The sequence below is a fragment of the Enterobacter sp. ECC-019 genome (assembly GCF_043974075.1).
GTDB lineage: Bacteria > Pseudomonadota > Gammaproteobacteria > Enterobacterales > Enterobacteriaceae > Enterobacter > Enterobacter asburiae_D.
The window spans coordinates 941800-959837 of sequence record NZ_CP143759.1 but is presented as its reverse complement, the minus strand read 5'-3'; the positions used below and the strand labels follow the sequence as shown (position 1 = coordinate 959837).

19 protein-coding genes are annotated in these 18038 nt (G+C 55.4%); 3 read left to right on the top strand and 16 right to left on the bottom strand.

Features of this window, described 5'->3' with window-relative positions; all coding sequences use genetic code 11:
* Positions 1 to 3: 3 nt before the first annotated feature.
* From V1566_RS04455 to dnaB, 8 genes are all read right to left on the bottom strand, one after another.
* The gene (locus V1566_RS04455) at positions 4 to 357 is read right to left on the bottom strand and encodes an MmcQ/YjbR family DNA-binding protein (RefSeq protein ID WP_023310053.1); all 354 of its coding nucleotides are present in this window, start codon (positions 355 to 357) and stop codon (positions 4 to 6) included.
* Between the two features lie 2 nt (positions 358 to 359).
* A complete protein-coding gene (locus tag V1566_RS04450; RefSeq protein WP_331413717.1) occupies positions 360 to 776 on the bottom strand; it encodes a secondary thiamine-phosphate synthase enzyme YjbQ in 417 nt (138 codons plus the stop codon).
* Positions 777 to 889: 113 nt separating this feature from the next.
* Positions 890 to 1603, bottom strand: a complete 714-nt coding sequence (aphA, locus tag V1566_RS04445) for an acid phosphatase AphA (RefSeq protein WP_059347291.1) — start codon at positions 1601 to 1603, stop codon at positions 890 to 892.
* Positions 1604 to 1867: 264 nt separating this feature from the next.
* On the bottom strand, positions 1868 to 3061 hold the full coding sequence (gene tyrB, locus V1566_RS04440; RefSeq protein WP_395305173.1) for an aromatic amino acid transaminase: 1194 nt from the start codon (positions 3059 to 3061) through the stop codon (positions 1868 to 1870).
* 75 nt (positions 3062 to 3136) lie between these two features.
* Positions 3137 to 4147, bottom strand: a complete 1011-nt coding sequence (locus tag V1566_RS04435) for an AAA family ATPase (RefSeq protein ID WP_395305172.1) — start codon at positions 4145 to 4147, stop codon at positions 3137 to 3139.
* A complete protein-coding gene (pnuC, locus tag V1566_RS04430) occupies positions 4144 to 4701 on the bottom strand; it encodes a nicotinamide riboside transporter PnuC (RefSeq protein ID WP_395305171.1) in 558 nt (185 codons plus the stop codon). The genes V1566_RS04435 and pnuC overlap by 4 nt, the downstream gene beginning before the upstream one ends.
* A gap of 22 nt (positions 4702 to 4723) precedes the next feature.
* Complete coding sequence (gene alr / locus V1566_RS04425) at positions 4724 to 5803, bottom strand: alanine racemase (RefSeq protein WP_395305170.1); 1080 nt, start codon at positions 5801 to 5803, stop codon at positions 4724 to 4726.
* A gap of 16 nt (positions 5804 to 5819) precedes the next feature.
* Positions 5820 to 7232 (bottom strand): replicative DNA helicase, encoded by a 1413-nt coding sequence (dnaB, locus tag V1566_RS04420; RefSeq protein ID WP_023310046.1) that lies wholly within the window; start codon positions 7230 to 7232, stop codon positions 5820 to 5822.
* Positions 7233 to 7298: 66 nt separating this feature from the next.
* On the opposite strand from dnaB, the gene V1566_RS04415 reads away from it, so the two are divergent.
* Positions 7299 to 8282, top strand: a complete 984-nt coding sequence (locus V1566_RS04415; protein WP_395305169.1) for a quinone oxidoreductase — start codon at positions 7299 to 7301, stop codon at positions 8280 to 8282.
* Between the two features lie 184 nt (positions 8283 to 8466).
* Here the strand turns inward: V1566_RS04415 and pspG are convergent, their stop codons facing one another.
* The 4 genes from pspG to V1566_RS04395 all read right to left on the bottom strand — a co-directional run bounded on the left by pspG (position 8467) and on the right by V1566_RS04395 (position 11895).
* Positions 8467 to 8709, bottom strand: coding sequence for an envelope stress response protein PspG (gene pspG / locus V1566_RS04410; protein WP_395305953.1), 243 nt, complete (start codon positions 8707 to 8709; stop codon positions 8467 to 8469).
* A gap of 136 nt (positions 8710 to 8845) precedes the next feature.
* Positions 8846 to 9841 (bottom strand): tRNA dihydrouridine(20/20a) synthase DusA, encoded by a 996-nt coding sequence (gene dusA, locus V1566_RS04405; RefSeq protein WP_395305168.1) that lies wholly within the window; start codon positions 9839 to 9841, stop codon positions 8846 to 8848.
* A gap of 82 nt (positions 9842 to 9923) precedes the next feature.
* Positions 9924 to 11234 (bottom strand): conjugal transfer protein TraF, encoded by a 1311-nt coding sequence (locus V1566_RS04400; protein ID WP_033144404.1) that lies wholly within the window; start codon positions 11232 to 11234, stop codon positions 9924 to 9926.
* Between the two features lie 172 nt (positions 11235 to 11406).
* Positions 11407 to 11895, bottom strand: a complete 489-nt coding sequence (locus V1566_RS04395) for a cupin domain-containing protein (RefSeq protein WP_024906713.1) — start codon at positions 11893 to 11895, stop codon at positions 11407 to 11409.
* Between the two features lie 115 nt (positions 11896 to 12010).
* On the opposite strand from V1566_RS04395, the gene zur reads away from it, so the two are divergent.
* Positions 12011 to 12523, top strand: a complete 513-nt coding sequence (gene zur, locus V1566_RS04390; protein WP_008503369.1) for a zinc uptake transcriptional repressor Zur — start codon at positions 12011 to 12013, stop codon at positions 12521 to 12523.
* Between the two features lie 47 nt (positions 12524 to 12570).
* Here zur and V1566_RS04385 read toward each other — a convergent pair whose 3' ends face one another.
* The 4 genes from V1566_RS04385 to V1566_RS04370 form a co-directional block, all read right to left on the bottom strand.
* Positions 12571 to 12780, bottom strand: coding sequence for a CsbD family protein (locus V1566_RS04385; protein WP_024906712.1), 210 nt, complete (start codon positions 12778 to 12780; stop codon positions 12571 to 12573).
* Between the two features lie 120 nt (positions 12781 to 12900).
* Positions 12901 to 14238, bottom strand: coding sequence for an MATE family efflux transporter DinF (dinF, locus tag V1566_RS04380; protein WP_395305167.1), 1338 nt, complete (start codon positions 14236 to 14238; stop codon positions 12901 to 12903).
* Between the two features lie 63 nt (positions 14239 to 14301).
* Complete coding sequence (gene lexA, locus V1566_RS04375; protein WP_024906710.1) at positions 14302 to 14910, bottom strand: transcriptional repressor LexA; 609 nt, start codon at positions 14908 to 14910, stop codon at positions 14302 to 14304.
* Between the two features lie 108 nt (positions 14911 to 15018).
* Positions 15019 to 15387 (bottom strand): diacylglycerol kinase, encoded by a 369-nt coding sequence (locus tag V1566_RS04370; protein ID WP_023334158.1) that lies wholly within the window; start codon positions 15385 to 15387, stop codon positions 15019 to 15021.
* Between the two features lie 154 nt (positions 15388 to 15541).
* Between V1566_RS04370 and plsB the strand changes: the two genes are divergently transcribed.
* The gene (plsB, locus tag V1566_RS04365; RefSeq protein ID WP_395305166.1) at positions 15542 to 17962 is read left to right on the top strand and encodes a glycerol-3-phosphate 1-O-acyltransferase PlsB; all 2421 of its coding nucleotides are present in this window, start codon (positions 15542 to 15544) and stop codon (positions 17960 to 17962) included.
* The last annotated feature ends 76 nt before the right edge of the window (positions 17963 to 18038 follow it).

Sequence of the window (18038 nt, the reverse complement as noted above, 5' to 3'; positions counted from 1 at the left end):
TTGTCACACGGAGAGTTGCTGTCGGGTGGTTTCCGGCAGCAGCTCAACCGCCTGCTGATAGGACGCATCCACCAGGTAGTAAATTTGCGAGCCAGGAATCGACCCATCCAGATAGACGGTACTCCAGTGCGCCTTATTAAGGTGCTTGCTCGGCCTTACGTCATCATGCTGCTGGCGTAGCAAATCCGCCAGTTCAGGGCTGGTTTTCAGCGACGCCGCCGGGCGGCCTTCCACCTCTTTCACCATCGCAAACAGTACATCACCCACCTTAATCTGCGTGGCTTTCCAGTCGCTGTGGACGCTCTGCTCCGCGCCGGGCTTGCTCATGCAGTACTGAAGTATCTCCGAAATTGTCATCTTTATTCCCCTTGTAGCGTGGCGATAATTTTACGCGAACCACCGTGAATGCGATGCTCTCCCAGCCAGATCCCCTGCCACGTTCCCAACATCAGCCGTCCATTGTGAACCGGCAGCATCAACGATACGCCCAGCAAAGAGGATTTAATATGCGAAGGCATGTCGTCTGCCCCCTCATAGTCATGCTCATAAGGCGCGTTGTCCGGGACGCTCTTCAGAAAATGGTGCTCCATGTCGGACCGGACGGTGGGATCGCAATTTTCATTAAGCGTGAGAGAGGCGGACGTGTGCTGAAGCAGCAGATGCAGCAAACCCGTTCTGACGCGCGACAGGTCGCGGAGTTGCCCGATGACTTCATCCGTCACCAGGTGAAATCCGCGTGGTTTAGCGCTTAAGGTCAGGGTCTGTTGGTACCACATGTGCTGCTCCGTGATGAAAGATGAATCTTTCTAAGTGTGCAGCAAGAAGACGAAAGGTAAAACCCGCAGCAGCGAGATTTGATTAAAAAAGAGTCAAACCCGCTGCCGGGTACTTAATACTCCGAATTGACGATCACCTCTTCGCCAAACTTTCCGGCCATCGGCAGCGGTCGATACGTGGAGTTAGAGGCACGTAACACCCTGATCCCTCTGGCACCCACGTCATGCGCGGCGGTGATGTCGTTATCCGAATCGCCGTAGAATACTTTGATATTTTTCTTTTCCAGCCACTGGGTTTTGGTGTTTTGCCCTTCTTTGTCACCGGCAAAAATTACCGGGTTCATGCTGGTTGCCGGGATCTGGAAATCATCCTGCAGCGTTTTAGAGACGGTTTCCGTTTTGGTCTGGCTGCGGCCGGTCACAAAATAAATGCTGTCACCGCGCTTCACGTGCATGGCAATAAGCGCACGGGCAACCTCTTTCGGGATGCTGAATTCGTCCCAGCCGTTGTTCATTTTTTCCCAGAATTCCGGATTCTTCAGATACGCTTCGCTGTCTGGTGAATACGTTTTCTTACCGCGCCAGAAGCCGGGGCTTGAGAACAGCACGGTATCGTCAATGTCAAAACCTACGGCCATTGGCGCACGGCCCATCAGGCTGTTTTCGATTTGGGCCACGGAAACCCAGTGAATGGGCGCCTGCTCGGCGAGAATGGCGGCGGTGGTGCCGGTGTAAAGCGGCGTCGGGGCAGAAGCTCGCGCGACGACGGCGCTATTAAGCGAGAACAATAAGCAGGCGGCGCTGAGCGCCAGTGTGATCTTGCGCATATTTTCCCCTGAATATTCAGTTTCTTATCGTTTTAATTTGAGCGGATGGTCAAAAAACTATCCGACCATAACCCCAGCGGGAGGTGAAGGGAAGGAGTTTTTGCTTATGAAGCTGAATAAAAAGAAGACGATCACAAAGCGCGGAAGAGGCGTGTAGGCCCGGTAAGCGAAGCACCGGGCAAGATTGGCACCGGCGCAAACAAAAAAGCCGGGTGGCGGCTGCGCCTTACCCGGCCTACATATAGCATGCAAGTAAGTGAATACTTACATCACAGCAGCAAACGCCTGCGCCACGCGATGAACGTTGCTGGCATTCAGACCCGCCACGCACATACGGCCGCTGGCGATCAGGTAGACGCCGAACTCTTCGCGCAGGCGATCGACCTGGGCCGCACTCAGTCCGGTATAGCTGAACATCCCGCGCTGCTTGAGCAGATAGTCGAAATTATGTCCCGGCACGGCCTCTTTCAGGACGTTAACCAGCTCCTGACGCATCGTCTGAATACGCTGGCGCATCGCTTCCACTTCCGCAAGCCAGGATGCTTTCAGCTTTTCGTCACCGAGAACCGTCGCCACCACCTGCGCACCAAAGTTCGGCGGGCTGGAGTAAATGCGGCGCACCGTCGCCTTAAGCTGGCCGAGCACGCGACCTGCCGCTTCGGCGTCTTCACACACCACGGACAGACCGCCAACGCGTTCACCGTAGAGAGAGAAGATTTTTGAGAAGGAGTTGCTGACCAGCGCTGGCAGCCCGGCGCTGGCCACGGCGCGAATGGCGTATGCATCTTCTTCCATGCCCGCGCCAAAGCCCTGGTAGGCAATATCGAGGAACGGGATCAGGTTGCGGGCCTTCAGTACCTCAATCACCGCATCCCACTGGGCATTGGTGAGATCCGCACCGGTCGGGTTATGGCAGCAAGGATGCAGCAGCACAATACTGCGCTCCGGCAGGGTGTTCAGTTTTTCCAGCAGCGCTTCAACGCGCACGCCGTTAGTTTCGCTGTCAAACCATGGATAGGTCGCCACTTTGAAGCCTGCGCCCTCGAAGATCGCAACGTGGTTTTCCCACGTCGGGTCACTCACCCAAACGCCTGAATCCGGGAAGTATTTTTTCAGGAAGTCTGCACCCACTTTCAGCGCACCCGAGCCGCCCAGCGTCTGGATGGTCGCCACGCGTTTTTGCGCGAGCACCGCGTGATCGGCACCAAACAGCAACGGCGCAATGGTGCTGCGATAGGCATTTAACCCTTCCATCGGCAGATAAAGTGAAGCACCGTGTGGAACAGCGTTCAGACGCGCTTCAGCTTCGGCAACGGCCTGCAACTGAGGAATAAAACCCTCGTGGTTGTAATACAAACCGATGCTAAGGTTCACTTTGTCGCTGCGAGGATCTTCTTTGAAACGCTCCATTAAGGAGAGGATAGGGTCGCCGGCATAGGCGTCAACTTTCTGAAACACGCGATGGTTCTCCGGAATTCGATGAGGCAGGGATTTCAACAATAAACCGGAAGTGGGAGAAGGTCGAGAGCGATATCAGGCCAGCCCCTGGATATATCGGCAAATTTGATCGATTCGCGCAGAGAGTGGACCCTGCACGCGCAAAAAGGGGATATTTCGCTGTGACAGCTCCGCTTCATACCACGCTTGCTGCCGATGACGAAACGCCTCATTCTGACGGGTTCCATCCTGCACAAAGGGAAATTCATCCCCGCAGAGTACGACCAGCGAATAGTCGCGTTCGGCTAACTCAATTAATGCCTGCGGCGCGCTGCCAAACTGATCGAGCGTGTAAAACAAGGTCGTTAAAGGTGACGTATCGCACACCAGGTAGGGCGCTATACAGGATAATTCCTCTCGGCGCACTTGCTCTCGGGCTATATGCAGCAAATCCTCCAGCTCAAGAACACCATTCTTTGCTTCCCAGTGTTCACGACCATACTCTGCAACGTACGGGACGTTTAGCGTCTGCGCCAGTGCCTTAGAAAGCGTGCTTTTGCCCGTTGATTCTCCACCTAATAAGCAGATGCGGAAAACAAAGCTGCGATAAACCTCAGGGGACATCATCTTACGATAACGATGAACATCAGAACGTATGCGCGTTCCCGAAGGGGCATCAGGTTCCAGTGAACGCTGGAGACGAACGTGCGCAACCGGTCGTCCGAAACGTTGGCTCAACACACTGGCAAACCCGTCTCCATAGTCTTCGGCAGTAAATACCGCCTGTGGCTGACAATGCAGGATGTCTTCACACAGCGTGGCAACGTAATGACGATGCAGATCGGCGTCAGCGTCGTTCGGTGGGGGCGGCGCAATATCGTAAGACGCCATCACCTGCGGAGAAAGCACAAGGTGGCGACATTGCGGGAAGCGCGTCGTTAACCAGTGAAGTCGTTTTTCAGGTTCGTAACCGCGTATTTCCGGCACCGAATAGCTGATGATATAGACCGTCTCGCACTGCTCAAGTGCCGCATTGATAAGCGCTTCATGGCCTGCATGTAATGGTGCGAATTTGCCTACCACCAGGCCGCTGGCATAACGCTTCATTGCGCGCGGATCTCCTTACGCCACTGATAGAGTCCGTGCCATGCATTAAACCAAAACAGTAAATATAACCCGGCGGTCAGATGCAGGTCCCTCATCGCATACAGCGGTACCGCCAGCGTGTTAACGGCAATCCAGACGTACCAGTTTTCCAGACGTCGCCCCATCAGCATAAACTGAGCAAGAACGCTGAATGTCAAAATGATGGAGTCCAGCCAGGGCGCCCAGGCATTGGTGTAGAGATGCAATATCAGTCCGTACACCGCCGCCACGCTAATGGCACAGGCCAGGAGCATAAAAAAATGCCCCGGTCTGGTACGCCGGACGGGCAGTACGTCCCCGCGATTGCCTTTCAGCCAGTGCAGCCAACCGGTTATGCTCGTGATAATGAAGAAGAATTGAAGGGTAACGTCAGCATAAAGCTGCACAGAATAGAAGACCCAGGCATAAAGCCCGCTGCCTATGATGCCTATCCACCACGTATGGATGTTATTTCTGGCGGCCAGCCAGACGGAGAGCGCGTAGGCCAGACAAGCAGCGAGTTCTGAAGGGGACATTATCCTTCCCTGGAATAAAATGTTAGTCGATGTACTTCATCGCTACCCTTGACGTCAGGCGCGTGATAAGTTCGTAAGCACTTACTTTCGTTATTTCAGCAATGCGCTCTACGGGTAAACCTTCGCCCCACATCACGACATCGTCGCCTGGCTTATCCTGGGCTTCAGGCCCCAGATCGACACAAATCATGTCCATCGCCACGCGGCCAACAATCTTCACCTCGCGACCGTTGACCAGAACCGGCGTACCCGACGGTGCAGCACGGGGATATCCGTCACCATAGCCCATCGCCACCACGCCGAGACGGGTATCACGCTCGCTGGTCCAGGTACCGCCGTAGCCCACCGGCTCACCCGCTTTATGGTCACGCACGGCAATCAGGTTAGAGACCAGCGACATGACCGGCTGGAAGCCAAAGTCCGGCCCCCAGGGTTTGTTCTCCAGCGGCGACACGCCGTAGAGAATGATGCCCGGTCGCGCCCAGTCGAAATGCGACTGCGGCCACAGCAGAATACCGCCGGATGCCGCAATCGAGCGCATCCCCAGCTTGCCTTCGCAGAAGGTGTTAAAGATATCCAGCTGCCGCTCGGTCGCACCGCACTCGGGCTCATCGGCGCGGGCAAAGTGACTGACAATATTCACCGGCTGGCGCACGTTTTTGCACTGGCACAAACGCTGATAAAACGCCTCCGCGTTTTCCGGACGCACGCCCAGACGGTGCATGCCCGTATCGAGCTTCATCCACACGGTTACCGGCTCGCTCAGCTCGGCGGTTTCGAGCGCGGCGAGCTGCTCTTCGTTATGCACTGCCGTGTGAAGATGCTGGTCAGCAATGGTCGGCAGATCTGTGGCTTCGAAAAAGCCTTCCAGCAGCAAAATCGGTTGAGTAATCCCCCCCGCGCGCAGGCGGAGGGCTTCTTCAAGACGGGCGACGCCAAAGGCATCGGCATCGGGGAGCGTTCGCGCGGTCTCCAGAAGACCGTGTCCGTAAGCGTTCGCTTTCACGACTGCAACGAGCTTGCTGGCGGGTGCCAGTTCACGCAGACGTTGCAGGTTGTGTCGCAGAGCGCGGCGGTTAATAACAACAGTTGCCGCTTGCATTTGAATTCCTTAGAAATTACTCATCATCATATTGAGGACCGGCATAGTTGTCGAAACGCGACCACTGTCCGTTAAAGGTCAGACGCACCGTCCCGATCGGGCCGTTACGTTGTTTACCAATAATAATTTCGGCGATCCCTTTCAGGTCGCTGTTCTCGTGATAAACCTCATCACGGTAGATAAACATGATTAAGTCGGCATCCTGCTCGATGGAGCCGGACTCACGCAGGTCAGAGTTGACCGGGCGCTTGTCGGCACGTTGTTCCAGAGAGCGGTTGAGCTGCGACAGCGCAACGACCGGAACGTGCAGTTCTTTGGCTAACGCCTTGAGCGAGCGGGAAATCTCCGCAATTTCCAGCGTACGGTTGTCGGAGAGCGACGGGACGCGCATCAGCTGTAAGTAGTCGATCATGATAAGACCAATGCCGCCGTGTTCACGGGCGATACGGCGCGCGCGGGAACGAACCTCCGTCGGCGTCAGGCCGGAGGAGTCATCAATATAGATGTTCCGTTTTTCCAGCAGAATGCCCATGGTGCCGGAGATGCGCGCCCAGTCTTCATCATCGAGCTGGCCGGTACGAATGCGGGTCTGATCCACGCGCGACAGCGACGCCAGAGAACGCATCATGATCTGTTCGGAGGGCATCTCAAGACTGAAGATAAGCACCGGCTTATCCTGCAACATCGCCGCATTTTCGACGAGGTTCATCGCAAAAGTGGTTTTACCCATCGACGGACGCGCGGCGACGATAATCAAATCCGACGGCTGCAGGCCGGCGGTTTTCTTGTTCAAATCGTCATAGCCGGTGTTCACGCCGGTGACGCCGTCGTGCGGCTGCTGGAACAGCTGTTCGATACGGGCCACGGTGGCGTCGAGGACATCGGCGATGTTTTTTGGGCCTTCGTCTTTATTGGCGCGGCTTTCGGCGATTTTAAAGACGCGGGACTCAGCAAGGTCGAGCAGGTCTTCACTGGTGCGACCCTGCGGATCAAAACCGGCTTCGGCGATCTCATTCGCCACCGAGATCATCTCTCGAACGACGGCACGTTCGCGCACGATATCGGCATAAGCGCTGATGTTCGCCGCACTTGGCGTGTTTTTTGAAAGCTCTGCCAGATAGGCAAACCCGCCGCAGCTGTCGAGTTGCCCAAGACGCTCCAGCGATTCCGCGAGCGTAATCAGGTCGATCGGGCTGCCCGACTCCTGCAGACGCGCCATTTCGGTAAAGATGTGGCGGTGCGGACGGGTGTAGAAATCTTCCGCCACGACGCGCTCGGCGACATCGTCCCAGCGTTCGTTATCCAGCATTAAACCGCCCAACACCGACTGTTCCGCTTCAATCGAGTGCGGCGGGACTTTTAACCCTGCGACCTGGAAATCACGCTCGCGAGGTTCAGTCTGTTTGTTGAAGGGTTTGTTTCCTGCCATAGTGAATGGAGTTACCGAGATAAAGAGTGGGTCGAAAGATTACCATATTTTTCTTACGGAGGGAGCATGGCAACGCGCATTGAATTCCAGAAACACGGTGGGCCAGACGTACTGAAAGCGGTGGAGTTCACCCCTGCCGCGCCTGGCGAAAACGAAGTGCAGGTTGAAAACAAAGCCATCGGCATAAACTATATCGACACCTATATTCGCGGCGGTCTCTACCCGCCTCCGTCAATGCCGAGCGGCCTGGGCACCGAGGCAGCCGGTGTCGTCGTCAAAGTGGGCAGCGCGGTCAAGCATATTAAAGAGGGCGACCGCGTGGTGTATGCGCAGTCAGCGCTGGGCGCTTACAGCTCCGTCCACAACGTTCCGGCGGATAAAGCCGCCCTGCTGCCTAACGCCATCTCCTTTGAGCAGGCGGCAGCCTCGTTCCTGAAAGGTTTGACGGTTTACTACCTGCTGCGCAAAACCTATGAAATTAAACCCGACGAGCAGTTCCTGTTTCATGCCGCTGCGGGTGGCGTCGGGCTCATCGCCTGTCAGTGGGCGAAAGCACTCGGCGCGAAACTGATCGGCACAGTAGGAAGTGCACAAAAAGCGCAGCGCGCGCTGCAGGCGGGTGCCTGGCAGGTGATTAACTACCGTGAAGAGAGCATTGTTGAGCGGCTGAAGGAGATCACAAGCGGGAAAAAAGTGCGCGTGGTCTATGACTCGGTGGGGAAAGACACGTGGGAAGCGTCGCTGGACTGCCTGCAGCGTCGTGGTCTGATGGTAAGCTTCGGGAATGCGTCAGGCGCAGTGACCGGCATTAACCTGGGCATTCTGAATCAGAAAGGTTCTCTGTACGTGACTCGCCCTTCCCTGCAAGGATACATCACCAATCGGGAAGAACTTGAGGAAGCCAGCAACGAGCTGTTCTCGCTGATCGCCAGCGGCGTCATTAAAGTGGATGTGGCAGAGGCGCAGAAATTCGCGCTGACCGATGCGCAGCGCGCGCATGAGGTGCTGGAGAGCCGGGCGACGCAGGGATCGAGTTTATTGATTCCCTGAGCCCTAAAAAGAAATTGGGCTTCCCGTGGGAAGCCCTTTCTTTTTTTAGTTCGGCTGTATGTAGGGTACAGCTCGATGAATTCTTTAGCGACAGTCATAGTGACAGATTCGATAAGCAAATCCTATTCTGTTCTAAGCCCTGCCGCCGGAAAAGTTACAAGTATGTGACGAACCCCTCAATACCTTAGTAACGAAAGCGGTTATTGCGCTGATAACTGGGCACTTTTGGCGCTTTAATCGCCCGAATCACCCACACGACCGCAATGGCCAGCAGTAGCCACGGCAACAGTTTGATCGTCAGGGCAAACAGTCCGCCAATAAACATGACCACCGTCGCCACCACGATAGCCACCAGAATGCCGAGCAGCGAAACGCCTGTCGCTAACAGCATGACAAAAAAGCCAATCACAAAAAGTAGTTCCAGCATGGTGCTCTCCCACGAGTTCCCGAGTAATGCAGTAGGCATTACAAGAACCATGCCAGTATTAACCTGTTGTTATTAAAGCAAAACGCCCCGCGAGCGTTCGCAGGGCGTGGTGAATTTGACGAACTTTTAGCGAAAGTTATCGCTTGTCTGCCACCAGTCGCAGCGCATGTTCCAGCACCTCGATATCTGCACCGGCTTTATGCGCATTCTCGCTCAGGTAGCGTCGCCACTGACGCGCGCCAGGAATACCCTGGAACAGGCCAAGCATATGGCGGGTGATATGGCCGAGATAGGTGCCATTGCTCAACTCGCGCTCAATGTAAGGGTACATCGCACGCACGACGGCAACCGGATCGGTGTCTGCGCCTTCGGTGCCAAAGATTTCGCGATCGACCGTCGCCAGAATGCCCGGGTTCTGATACGCCTCGCGCCCGACCATCACGCCATCCATATGTTCCAGATGCGTTTTGGCCTCTTCCAGCGACTTGATGCCGCCGTTAATGGACATCGTCAGGTGCGGGAAGTCACGCTTCAGCTGATACACGCGCGGGTAGTCCAGCGGCGGGATCTCACGGTTCTCTTTCGGGCTGAGGCCGGAGAGCCAGGCTTTTCGCGCGTGGATAATGAACATCTCGCACTCGCCTTTTCCGGATACCGTATTGATGAAGTCGCACAGGAATTCGTAGCTGTCCTGGTCGTCAATGCCGATGCGGGTTTTGACCGTGACCGGAATGGAGACCACATCGCGCATCGCCTTGATACAGTCCGCCACCAGCTGTGCATTCCCCATCAAACATGCGCCAAACATGCCGTTTTGCACGCGGTCGGACGGGCAGCCAACGTTAAGGTTGATCTCGTCGTAGCCGCGCGCTTCTGCCAGCTTTGCGCACTGCGCCAGCGCGGCCGGATCGCTGCCGCCCAGCTGCAGGGCAACCGGATGCTCTTCTTCGCTGTAGGCCAGGTAGTCGCCCTTCCCGTGAATGATTGCGCCTGTAGTCACCATTTCAGTGTACAGCAGCGTATGGCGGGAGAGCTGGCGCAGGAAATAGCGGCAGTGTCTGTCCGTCCAGTCGAGCATCGGCGCAATGGAGAAACGGTGTGCAGGGAAAGCGGTCTGTAATTCTGACGACATGGCGAAGTTTTAAGCATCTGGTGGAAAAGGGGCGCTACTATAGCACAAAGAAAAGCCGGAGGCGCAGCGCCTCCGGTGGACTTTAGAACGTCATACTCAGCTGGGCCCCTGCGCCCCAGGTTTCGTCTTCACCGTACAGGCCCATCAGGTCAACATGAACGGTGCTGAACGGCGCGAAACCGACACCGCCGGTAAAGACATTGCTGTCGTTACCCTTCACGTCCGCGCGATAACCCGCACGCACCGCCAGCCAGCTGAGCGGCGTAACCTCGGCACCGACACCCACGTACTGCGACGTGTCTTCGCTCTTGAAGCCTTTGGTTTCCGTCAAATCACCATCGGCGGTCAACGTCACCAGATCGTTGTGCCAGGCGGCACCAGCAGTCACCAGCGGACGGATCTGGTAGGTATCTTTATAGCTCACCACTTCTCCCGTACGGCCGTTGCGGATACGGATATCTTTGGTGTCGATATCGCGCGACATCAGGTTTTGGCCGCTCACGCCAACGGTCCAGTGTTCGCCGAAATCCGCCGCAATACCGGCATCGACGTTAAAGCCCGTGTCGTCCGTACGGTATCGGCTGTCGTTCCACTTGTTACTGTCGTAATCGTAGATTGAGGTGGTGTAATTATAGACCCAGGTTTTTTGCAGTTTTGGCGTCACGCCCACGGAAACCGGGACGCCGCCGAGGTCAAACTGACGGGCAACGGCAACACCATAGTCGGACACAATCGCCGCCCGGCCAGACGCCGTTGAGTTGAGGTTTTTAGTGATCTGATCCGTGCCGTTCAGCGCGGCGTCCAGGGCAACACCGGCAGCCACCACTTTGCTTTGTTGAATACCGCGAAGATAATCAATATCTTGCTGATCGATAGACGAGCTCACCCGGCCATGAGCATAGCCTTTCGCCATAAAGGCCACGGAAAGCACATCGTTAGGGATACTCACGGCAAGCCCTGCCCCTGCCGTCGCGCGTGCGGTTTTGCCTTTGAGATAGTCCAGTTCATCGGCCAGATCTTTGGCCGCGCCCTGGAATTGATTAATGGAACCTAACGGATTGGTAATAATCTCCCTTGGCGTGAGGTCATCAACCACATCCTTGTAGTGATTAATTTTGTCGTTGATGGTATCAATCTCGTCCTGAAGATTGTCCTCATCCGTCACCTGGACGCCAACGGACGGCAAAATGACCGTCACATCATCGTCCGGTTTTGCCTTTGCCAGCAACGCGGGGTTGATTAACGCCCCGCTACCATAGCTCCCGGAGGCAACGCCAGTGCCCCCCATTGCGTCACTCCGTGATTCTGTCCAGGTATTGGCTGCTCCCGCCTGATTTGCCATAAACAAGGAAACAGCGATACTCACCACCGAAAATTTAAAATTTTTTTTCACAGTATGCCCGTTATAGTCTGTTATGAAATAACCCCTGTCTGTTATCACCCAAACAGGAACGAACTATTGCTGTGAATAAGTAGTAAAAGACCCGCTATTTCTATCCCTAAGTAAAACTCCCTTACGGCCTGTTATATTTTGTGACGGCCCTCAATATTTATAGAAGAGGAAATTATTTTTTCCCAGGTTTTCCATCATGCGGTCCAAAAAACTGGGGTGGGTGGTCAACCCAGCGATCCTCTCGGGTAGCGGCATACACCGGGTTGAGAGGATAGTAGATGCGATTGTGCTTCTTGTTGGCCTCGCCTACGACCAGCAACCGCACCTCTTCCTCCGTGTTGTTAATAAAGGTGTGGCAGATACCGGTTCCGGCAGGAAACCCCACGCTGTCGCCCGGTTCAAGTTTCCATAAATAGCCATTAATCCACGCCTCTGGATAACCTTCGAGCACATAAATGAACTCTTCTTCATCGCTTTCCGCATGCGGATAAGACGTCCTGCGCCCGGGCGGTAAACGTTCATGATGGATGCCAATGCGTCGGAGCCCGAGCTTGCGAGCCAGCGGGGCGCCGATAGAAAAAAGCTCATCGCTATCGGGATAGGTCGAATCATCCGCGCCTTCTACGTCGCGCCAGTGCCGAATACAGTCAGGTTTTTTCATTGTTTATTTCCCGGTTTGTAATGGGTCAGGTATAGCACAGACTGGCGGATCTCGGTGTTTTTACCAGAACATGATAAAGTGGGGGTTTTCCGTCCTATAACATCCGGGGTGCTACATGGATAAGTCCACAAAAGAGCTGTTAGCGCAGGCCGAAAAGCTGTGTGCGCAACGCAATGTGCGCCTGACTCCGCAGCGCCTTGAAGTCTTACGTCTGATGAGCCTGCAGCAGGGTGCTATCAGCGCCTACGATCTGCTCGACCTGCTCCGCGAAAGCGAGCCGCAGGCGAAGCCACCGACGGTGTATCGCGCCCTGGATTTCCTGCTTGAACAAGGGTTTGTGCATAAGGTTGAATCCACCAACAGTTATGTGTTGTGCCATCTGTTTGATCAGCCCACCCACACATCGGCGATGTTTATCTGTGACCGCTGCGGCGTGGTGAAAGAAGAGGCTGCGGAAGGCGTGGAAGATATTATGCATACGCTGGCGGCGAAAATGGGTTTTGCCCTGCGTCATAACGTGATTGAAGCGCACGGACTGTGCTCTGCCTGCGTGGAAGTGGAAGCCTGTCGTCATCAGGACGCGTGCCAGCATGACCACTCAATTCTTGTGAAGAAAAAGCCGCGTTAACGGCAAAAGAAAAGGCGGCTTAGAGCCGCCCTGTGGGTTATTCAGCGTTACCAGCGGTAGTCGTTACGGGTTTCCCAGTCTTTGACTTCGTTTTCCGCCTGATCTTTCGCATAGCCGTAACGTTCCTGAATTTTACCGACAAGCTGATCGCGTTTACCTTCAATGACGGTCATATCGTCATCAGTCAGCTTACCCCACTTTTCTTTCGCTTTACCTTTGAACTGCTTCCAGTTGCCGCCGATTTCGTCTTTATTCATCATCGTGTCCTCTTAGTTAAGCGTCGGGTCGTAACGTCCGTTACGTTCTTTTCTGCTGGACGTGATAATTATTGTAGTTAAGGATTCGGCAGTTGGTTTCATATTCGGAATCTTTAACCGTCACGATATATCGTGACGTGAAGAGAACCAGGTATTGTTTTGCCAGTGGCGGTGCCAGATAAAAGCCAGCGATATCCCTCGCAGCGAGAGGAAAACGGCAAGGGCTAGCCACAAACCGTGATTACCCAGCCAGGGAAGCGTCAGTAGCGTCAGACCAAACCCTGCCGCCGCGACCGCCATGCTGTTGCGCATTTCCGCTCCGCGCGTCGCACCAATAAACATACCGTCCAGCAGATAACACCAGACCCCGACCACCGGTAAGATCACTTGCCAGATGAGATAGTGACTCGCCAGCTCGCGCAGCGCAGGGATAGACGTCAGCAATGCCACGATCTGCTCACCAAAGCAGGCATAAACCAGACCGAACGCCAGCGCCACCAGTCCCGACTGACGGCAGGCTGCCCGCCAGACGTCCCGAAGCTGCCCGCTTTCGCGCGCACCGTACGCCTGCCCGGAATGCGCTTCTACCGCATAGGCAAAACCATCCAGCGCGTAGGCGGTAAAGGTCAGTAGCGTCATCAATACCGCGTTGACCGCAACGATTTCTGGCCCCAGTCGAGCCCCGAAAACCGTCAGCGCACCGAAGCAGAGCTGAAGCAGCAGCGAGCGCAGCATGATGTCACGATTGAGCGCCAGCAGCTTACGGATATTGCCGCGCCATGCGGTTTTGAGCAACGCCAGGGAGATGCCGCGCATCGCCAGCACGCGCCAGACCATCCACAGACCAATAATAAAGGTTCCGTACTCGGCAATCGCTGTCGCCAGCGCCGCGCCCTGCACATTCATATGCAGGCCCATTACCAGCCAGACATCCAGCACAATGTTGAGAAGGTTGCCCACCACCAGCAAAATGACCGGTGCGCGGGCGTACTGAACGCCCAGTAGCCACCCTAGCAGAACCAGGTTTGCCAGCGAGGCGGGCGCGCTGAGCCAGCGGATTTCAAGGAAACGTCGCGCCTGCGCCAGTACCGCCTCGCTACCGCCAACAACATGGAGCGCAAGGTCAATAAGAGGCGCACGTAATAAAACGATTAACGCCCCCGCGCCAAGCGCAAGGATCAGCGGCTGGACCAGCGCGCGCGCCAGACGCAGCGGATCTTTTGCACCATAAGCCTGTGCAGTGAGCCCGGTGGTGCTCATACGCAAAAAGAGCAGCAGCATAAAGAGGAAGCTGGTTGCCGTCGCGCCAATCGCCACGCCGCCAAGATACACAGGCGAATCAAGGTGACCAATAACGGCAGTATCGACCAGACCCAGCAAGGGAACGGTAATATTGGAGAAAATCATCGGCAGAGCAAGACGCCACAATGCCTTATCGGATGCCGTCAGCAGTGACATGAAAAATACCGGGAGTCGAGAATGAAGCAGGCTACAGCGGCGCCATAGCCTGTCAGGAAGAGGTTACAGCCATTCGCCGTTGCGAATGACCCCAACCGCCAGTCCTTCGATAGAGAAGTTGTGTTCGCGGAGATCGACTACAATCGGGGAGAACTCGTTGTTTTCAGGCAGTAGCTGAACAGTGTTCCCCTGTTTTTTCAGACGCTTGACGGTGACTTCATCATCAATGCGCGCGACAACCACCTGGCCGTTACGCACATCCTGCGTTTTGTGCACCGCAAGCAGATCGCCGTCAAGAATACCGATATCTTTCATCGACATACCGCTGACGCGCAGCAGAAAATCAGCGCTCGGTTTGAACATGGCCGGATCGACCTGGTAGTGGCCTTCAATATGCTGCTGTGCCAGCAAAGGCTCACCGGCAGCAACACGCCCCACCAGCGGAATGCCCGTCTCTTCTTCCACCAGCAGGCGGATACCACGTGACGCGCCTGAAACAATCTCAATCACGCCCTTACGCGCCAGCGCTTTGAGGTGTTCTTCGGCAGCATTCGGAGAACGGAAGCCCAGACGCTGCGCGATTTCCGCACGCGTGGGTGGCATACCCGTCTGGCCGATATGATCCCGGATGAGATCAAACACCTCTTGCTGCCTGGTCGTTAACGCTTTCATTCCGCCCCCTGGGTGTATATACAGTTATGCTGTGAGTATATACAGTCAAAGGCGATTTTGGAACCAAAAACTGCACAAAAAACCAGGGACTTAATTATTCCTCGAGGCTCATCGGAAATGTGACCAAAGCAGCGTGACCCAGGTGATAACGGCAGTGATAATCGCCAGCAACACGGCAGCAGAGCCCATGTCTTTTGCGCGGCCAGAAAGCTCATGGAAATCTGAACCAATGCGATCAACAACGGCTTCAATAGCGCTATTAAGAATTTCCACTATCATCACCAGAAGCACGGAACCGATAAGAAGTACGCGGGTAATAGCATCAACATCAAGGAAACAGGCGATGATCACCGCGATGATAGCGGCGACGCCCTCCTGGCGAAAGGCGGCTTCGTTGATCCACGCAGCACGAAACCCTTTCCACGAATAGCCGGCGGCTTTGATGATACGCGTTAACCCAGTGGTATTATTGGCCATTAAAAGAACCTTTTATGAAAAAAAGCGTCAGTAACAGGAGCTGTAGCGCGTTTCGCTACAGCCTGAAGTATGACGGGTAACAACAGAAATTTTGCGCGCTTTCTGTTATCCTTGCGCCGCAATTGCATTATTAACCAGAGGCTTTACATCGTTTATGTCCGGCTGGCCACGAATTTACTACAAATTACTTAATTTACCATTAAGCATCCTGGTAAAAAGCAAGTCTATCCCAGCAGAACCCGCGCTGGAATTGGGGCTCGATACCTCGCGTCCTATTATGTACGTTTTGCCTTATAACTCGAAGGCAGACTTACTGACGCTTCGCGCCCAGTGTCTGGCGCATGACTTACCTGACCCGCTTGAACCGCTTGAAGTTGACGGTACGCTGCTGCCGCGCTACGTGTTCATTCACGGTGGACCGCGCGTGTTTACCTACTACACGCCAAAAGAAGAGTCCATCAAGCTGTTCCATGACTATCTCGACCTGCACCGCAGCAATCCCGATCTGGATGTGCAGATGGTGCCGGTATCGGTGATGTTTGGTCGTCGTCCGGGCCGTGAAAAAGGTGAAGAGAACCCGCCGCTGCGCATGCTTAACGGCATCCAGAAGTTCTTCGCGGTCTCCTGGCTGGGACGCGACAGCTTTGTGCGTTTCTCCCCTTCAGTTTCGCTGCGTCGAATGGCGGACGAGCACGGCACCGATAAGATCATCGCGCAAAAACTGGCGCGCGTGGCGCGTATGCACTTCGCCCGCCAGCGCCTGGCTGCCGTAGGGCCGCGTCTCCCTGCGCGTCAGGATTTGTTCAACAAGCTGCTGGCCTCCAAAGCGATTGCCCGCGCCGTTGAAGACGAAGCGCGCAGCAAGAAAATATCGCATGAGAAAGCCCAGCAGAACGCCATTGCGCTGATGGAAGAGATTGCAGCGAACTTCTCTTACGAGATGATTCGCCTGTCCGATCGTATTCTCGGCTTTACCTGGAACCGTCTCTACCAGGGCATCAACGTTCATAACGCCGAGCGTGTACGTCAGCTGGCGCATGATGGCCATGAGATTGTCTATGTTCCCTGCCACCGCAGCCACATGGACTACCTGCTTCTTTCCTACGTGCTCTATCACCAGGGGCTGGTACCGCCGCACATTGCTGCCGGTATCAACCTGAATTTCTGGCCAGCAGGCCCGATTTTCCGCCGCCTGGGCGCCTTCTTTATTCGTCGTACCTTCAAGGGCAACAAGCTCTACTCCACCGTGTTCCGCGAGTATCTGGGCGAACTGTTCAGCCGCGGTTATTCCGTCGAGTACTTCGTCGAGGGCGGTCGTTCCCGTACCGGACGTCTGCTCGATCCGAAGACCGGCACACTGTCGATGACCATCCAGGCGATGCTGCGCGGAGGAACCCGTCCAATCACGCTGGTGCCAATCTACATTGGCTATGAGCACGTGATGGAAGTGGGCACGTACGCCAAAGAGCTGCGCGGTGCGACCAAAGAGAAAGAGAGCCTGCCGCAGATGCTGCGCGGCTTGAGCAAGCTACGCAATCTCGGTCAGGGCTACGTGAACTTCGGCGAACCGATGCCGCTGATGACGTACCTTAACCATCACGTTCCCGAGTGGCGCGAATCCATCGATCCTATCGAAGCGATTCGTCCGGCCTGGCTGACGCCAACGGTCAACGGCATCGCGTCCGAGCTGATGGTTCGCATTAACAACGCCGGTGCGGCTAACGCCATGAACCTGTGCTGTACGGCGCTTCTGGCTTCGCGTCAGCGCTCGCTGACCCGCGAACAGCTCACGGAGCAGCTGGATTGCTATCTGGACATGATGCGCAACGTACCGTATTCCGTTGATTCAACCGTGCCTTCTGCTACCGCCAGTGAGCTTATCGATCACGCGTTGCAGATGAACAAGTTTGAAGTCGAAAAGGACACGATCGGCGACATCATCATTCTGCCGCGCGAGCAGGCAGTGCTGATGACCTACTACCGCAACAACATCACCCATATGCTGATGCTGCCGTCGCTCATGGCGGCCATCATCACCCAGCATCGCCGTATCTCGCGTCAGGAACTCTTGCGTCACGTTGAGACACTCTATCCAATGCTGAAAGCGGAGCTGTTCCTGCGCTGGAGCAAAGATGAGCTGGCAGCCGAGCTGGATAAACTGACGGAAGAGCTGCGTCGTCAGGGACTGATCACCGTCTCAAACGACGAGCTGCACATCAATCCGTCACGCTCCCGCACCCTGCAACTGCTGGCGGCCGGCGCGCGCGAAACGCTGCAGCGCTACGCCATTACGTTCTGGCTGCTGAGTGCGAACCCGTCTATCAACCGCGGTACGCTGGAGAAAGAGAGCCGGACGCTGGCACAGCGCCTGTCCGTTCTGCACGGCATTAACGCACCTGAATTCTTCGACAAGGCGGTCTTCAGCTCTCTGGTGCTGACGCTGCGTGACGAAGGCTTCATCAGTGATACGGGCGATGCCGAGCCGGAAGAGACGCTGAAGGTGTACCAGATGCTGGCAGAACTGATCACCTCGGATGTGCGTTTGACGATTGAGAGCGCGACGCAGGGCGAGTGATGTGAAAAAGCCGGGTGGTGGTTTCACCTGACCCGGCCTGGCGTTCTGCATAATATAAAGGCCCGGTAAGCGCTAA

Bases quoted from the DNA above. Each gene is read 5' to 3' on its own strand.
- V1566_RS04455 (WP_023310053.1), bottom strand. From the start codon at position 357: ATGACAATTTCGGAGATACTTCAGTACTGCATGAGCAAGCCCGGCGCG.
- V1566_RS04450 (WP_331413717.1), bottom strand. From the start codon at position 776: ATGTGGTACCAACAGACCCTGACCTTAAGCGCTAAACCACGCGGATTT.
- aphA (WP_059347291.1), bottom strand. From the start codon at position 1,603: ATGCGCAAGATCACACTGGCGCTCAGCGCCGCCTGCTTATTGTTCTCG.
- V1566_RS04435 (WP_395305172.1), bottom strand. From the start codon at position 4,147: ATGAAGCGTTATGCCAGCGGCCTGGTGGTAGGCAAATTCGCACCATTA.
- pnuC (WP_395305171.1), bottom strand. From the start codon at position 4,701: ATGTCCCCTTCAGAACTCGCTGCTTGTCTGGCCTACGCGCTCTCCGTC.
- alr (WP_395305170.1), bottom strand. From the start codon at position 5,803: ATGCAAGCGGCAACTGTTGTTATTAACCGCCGCGCTCTGCGACACAAC.
- dnaB (WP_023310046.1), bottom strand. From the start codon at position 7,232: ATGGCAGGAAACAAACCCTTCAACAAACAGACTGAACCTCGCGAGCGT.
- V1566_RS04415 (WP_395305169.1), top strand. From the start codon at position 7,299: ATGGCAACGCGCATTGAATTCCAGAAACACGGTGGGCCAGACGTACTG.
- pspG (WP_395305953.1), bottom strand. From the start codon at position 8,709: ATGCTGGAACTACTTTTTGTGATTGGCTTTTTTGTCATGCTGTTAGCG.
- dusA (WP_395305168.1), bottom strand. From the start codon at position 9,841: ATGTCGTCAGAATTACAGACCGCTTTCCCTGCACACCGTTTCTCCATT.
- V1566_RS04395 (WP_024906713.1), bottom strand. From the start codon at position 11,895: ATGAAAAAACCTGACTGTATTCGGCACTGGCGCGACGTAGAAGGCGCG.
- zur (WP_008503369.1), top strand. From the start codon at position 12,011: ATGGATAAGTCCACAAAAGAGCTGTTAGCGCAGGCCGAAAAGCTGTGT.
- V1566_RS04385 (WP_024906712.1), bottom strand. From the start codon at position 12,780: ATGAATAAAGACGAAATCGGCGGCAACTGGAAGCAGTTCAAAGGTAAA.
- dinF (WP_395305167.1), bottom strand. From the start codon at position 14,238: ATGTCACTGCTGACGGCATCCGATAAGGCATTGTGGCGTCTTGCTCTG.
- lexA (WP_024906710.1), bottom strand. From the start codon at position 14,910: ATGAAAGCGTTAACGACCAGGCAGCAAGAGGTGTTTGATCTCATCCGG.
- V1566_RS04370 (WP_023334158.1), bottom strand. From the start codon at position 15,387: ATGGCCAATAATACCACTGGGTTAACGCGTATCATCAAAGCCGCCGGC.
- plsB (WP_395305166.1), top strand. From the start codon at position 15,542: ATGTCCGGCTGGCCACGAATTTACTACAAATTACTTAATTTACCATTA.